Annotated in this window: 3 protein-coding genes; all 3 read left to right on the forward strand. The window is 48.8% G+C overall.

Annotated elements, in window-relative coordinates; genetic code table 11:
• Positions 1-260: 260 nt before the first annotated feature.
• The gene (gene efp / locus IM515_RS02730) at positions 261-818 is read left to right on the forward strand and encodes an elongation factor P (RefSeq protein WP_287630419.1); all 558 of its coding nucleotides are present in this window, start codon (positions 261-263) and stop codon (positions 816-818) included.
• Between the two features lie 165 nt (positions 819-983).
• A complete protein-coding gene (accB, locus tag IM515_RS02735; protein WP_287630420.1) occupies positions 984-1478 on the forward strand; it encodes an acetyl-CoA carboxylase biotin carboxyl carrier protein in 495 nt (164 codons plus the stop codon).
• Between the two features lie 163 nt (positions 1479-1641).
• Positions 1642-2628 carry a zinc-dependent alcohol dehydrogenase family protein gene (locus IM515_RS02740; protein WP_287630421.1) on the forward strand — a complete coding sequence of 329 codons (987 nt, stop codon included), beginning with the start codon at positions 1642-1644 and terminating at the stop codon, positions 2626-2628.
• Positions 2629-2853 lie beyond the last annotated feature (225 nt).

Here is a 2853-nt window from a genome sequence, read left to right on the forward strand (position 1 = left end):
ATCCTTATCTGGCAACGTTTTTAGTCGATTTCTCGGAAATACATAGCTGAAAATTTTTAAAAACGTCGTGCTTTGCTTACCTCATAAGCGATTAAAGGTAGCAAAAAAAGAATTAGATTCGGAGAATGAATCAGCCCTACCTTCTCCCGTTCTGGGAGATGCCACCTCCTCCTTACCTGTAGGGGCGGGAAAAAAGTTTTTTCGGGGACAGGAAGTATGTAAAATGGAATGTTGATCTTTCTTGGCCTAAACAGCATTTCATGATTTCGAGTAACGACTTTCGGAGCGGTACGACCATCGAGATAGATGGCTCTGTCTGGCGGGTGGTGGAATTCCTGCACGTCAAACCGGGTAAGGGATCGGCCTTTGTGCGAACCAAGTTAAAAAATGTCCAGACCGGCAACGTGGTAGAACGGACGTTCCGGGCGGGGGAAACCTTGCCCTCAGCCACGATCGAAAAGCGCACCATGCAGCACACCTACAAAGAAGGCGATCAGTTTGTCTTCATGGACATGGAGACTTTTGAGGAAGCAACTCTCACCCCGGCACAAATGGGCGATCGAGCCAAGTATCTGAAGGAAGGAATGGAAGTCAATATTCTCTTTTGGAATGAGCAAGTGTTAGAGATAGAATTGCCCACCTCGGTAATCTTGGAAATCATCGATACAGATCCGGGAGTCAAGGGAGATACGGCCACTGGTGGCACGAAACCGGCGATCGTAGAAACGGGAGCGCAGGTGATGGTTCCCCTGTTTATTTCCATCGGTGAAAGGATTAAAGTGGACACCAGGGATGGTTCCTATCTGGGACGGGAATAATTGTGATCAGAAGCCCAGAAATGAGGTCTTAGGGAGGGGTTTAGGACTAAAGCCAGTTTTCTGAGCCTGTCTCCCAAAACTTAGCCGCTAGATGCGAAAAATCGACGGTTTGGTAGGTGCGAATTTGGATTTGTTGCTTTTTATTTGCGGGGGGATTTCAGAGCGGTGACTATTGATTACAACGAAATTCGAGAACTGATCAAAACATTGGCAGCAACGGATATTAGTGAATTTAGCCTTAAAAGTGCAGATTTGGAGCTAAATATCCGCAAAGGAACCGTTAATACTGCCCTTGGGCCTCTCGCCGCTCCCTTGCCGGTGGTGACGGCCCCGGTCGCCCCTCCAGTGGTAGCCGCAGGTCCCACCCCGGCCCCAGAAACCCCCACTCCCGAACCCGTAGCCGCCGCTGTTGATAAAAAATGGCTGGCGATTACCTCTCCCATGGTCGGCACTTTTTATCGCGCTCCCGCTCCCGATGAACCCTCTTTTGTGGAAAAAAACGATCGGATCCGTGTCGGACAAACGGTCTGTATCATCGAAGCGATGAAGTTGATGAATGAAATCGAAGCGGAAGTGGCCGGGCAAATCGTCGAAATCGCCGTCGCTAACGGTGAACCGGTAGAATTTGGCCAGACGTTAATGTGGGTTAATCCGGAGTAAGTAAGTGATTCTAATTAAATAGAAGATAGATTTTGTCTTTGATCCCCCCTGCCCCCCTTGATAAGGGGTGCTGATCCCCCCTGCCCCCCTTAATAAGGGGGGTGCCGGTAGGCGGGGGGATCCCTGCCCCCAGGAAAAACTTTTTCAACAAACCCTAGATAGAATGAAAGCTATCCTCATGACTGCCGTGGATGTCCTGCAGCTTCAGGAAGTCCCCACCCCGAAAATTAGTCAACCGCATCAGGTTTTAGTAGCATTAAAAGCCGCTGGTGTCAACCCTATTGATACAAAAATTCGTAAACGCGGCACTTTTTACCCCGAGCAAATGCCAGCCATTTTGGGCTGTGACGGGGCGGGAATTGTCGAGGCCGTTGGGGCGGCGGTGCAGGATTTTCGCCCCGGGGATGAAGTGTACTTTTGTAGCGGCGGACTGGGCAAGCCTGGCACGGGAAATTATGCCGAATATGCCCTGATCGAGGCGGATCATTTGGCCCACAAGCCAAAATCTCTTTCTTTTGCCGAGGCGGCCGCTGTACCTTTGGTTTTAATCACCGCTTGGGAAGCACTCTACGATCGCGCTCGTCTCCAGTCGGGACAAAGCGTACTTATCCATGGCGGGGCCGGGGGTGTTGGTCATGTTGCGATTCAATTGGCGAAACTGAAGGGGGCTAAAGTTTATACAACGGTGGGAAATAGCGATAAAGAGCGTTTGGTGCGGCAATTAGGGGCAGATTACCCGATTTTATACAAACAAACCGATTTTGTCGCGGCGATACTTCAAGAAACCGCAGGGAAAGGGGTAGATGTCGCTTTTGATACGGTGGGAGGGGAAACTTTTGGGCAGACTTGCCGAGCGGTGCGAGTTTATGGCGATATGGTGACAATTTTGGAACCTAGGGGCAGCTGGAAGGAAGCGCGCGATCGCAATTTGCGGATTAGTTTAGAATTAATGTTAACCCCGGCTTTGATGGGACTGCCAGAAGCGCAAAAATATCAAACAGAAATTCTCAGGCAAGGGGCGCGTTTAATTGATGAGAAAAAGTTAACTATTCATCTCTCCCAAACCTTCCCTTTAGCGGCAGCTATCAGCGCCCATCAATTGCTAGAAACTGGTGCGGTGACGGGGAAAATAGCCCTAATTATCGACTAGAAATCTGCTGGCCACTTAAGTAAGTAGTTATAATTAAATCAAAGATAGATTTTGCCTCTGATCCCCCCTGCCCCCTAGGGTTGATTCATTCTCTGAAATGTCATTCTCTCAAATCCTTATCTGGCAACGTTTTTAGTCGATTTCTCGGAAATACATAGCTGAAAATTTTTAAAAACGTCGTGCTTTGCTTACCTCATAAGCGATTAAAGGTAGCAAAAAAAGAAT

The sequence above is a fragment of the Microcystis sp. M44BS1 genome (assembly GCF_020244875.1).
GTDB classification, from domain to species: domain Bacteria; phylum Cyanobacteriota; class Cyanobacteriia; order Cyanobacteriales; family Microcystaceae; genus Microcystis; species Microcystis panniformis.

Bases quoted from the DNA above. Each gene is read 5' to 3' on its own strand.
- IM515_RS02740 (WP_287630421.1), top strand. From the start codon at position 1,642: ATGAAAGCTATCCTCATGACTGCCGTGGATGTCCTGCAGCTTCAGGAA.
- efp (WP_287630419.1), top strand. From the start codon at position 261: ATGATTTCGAGTAACGACTTTCGGAGCGGTACGACCATCGAGATAGAT.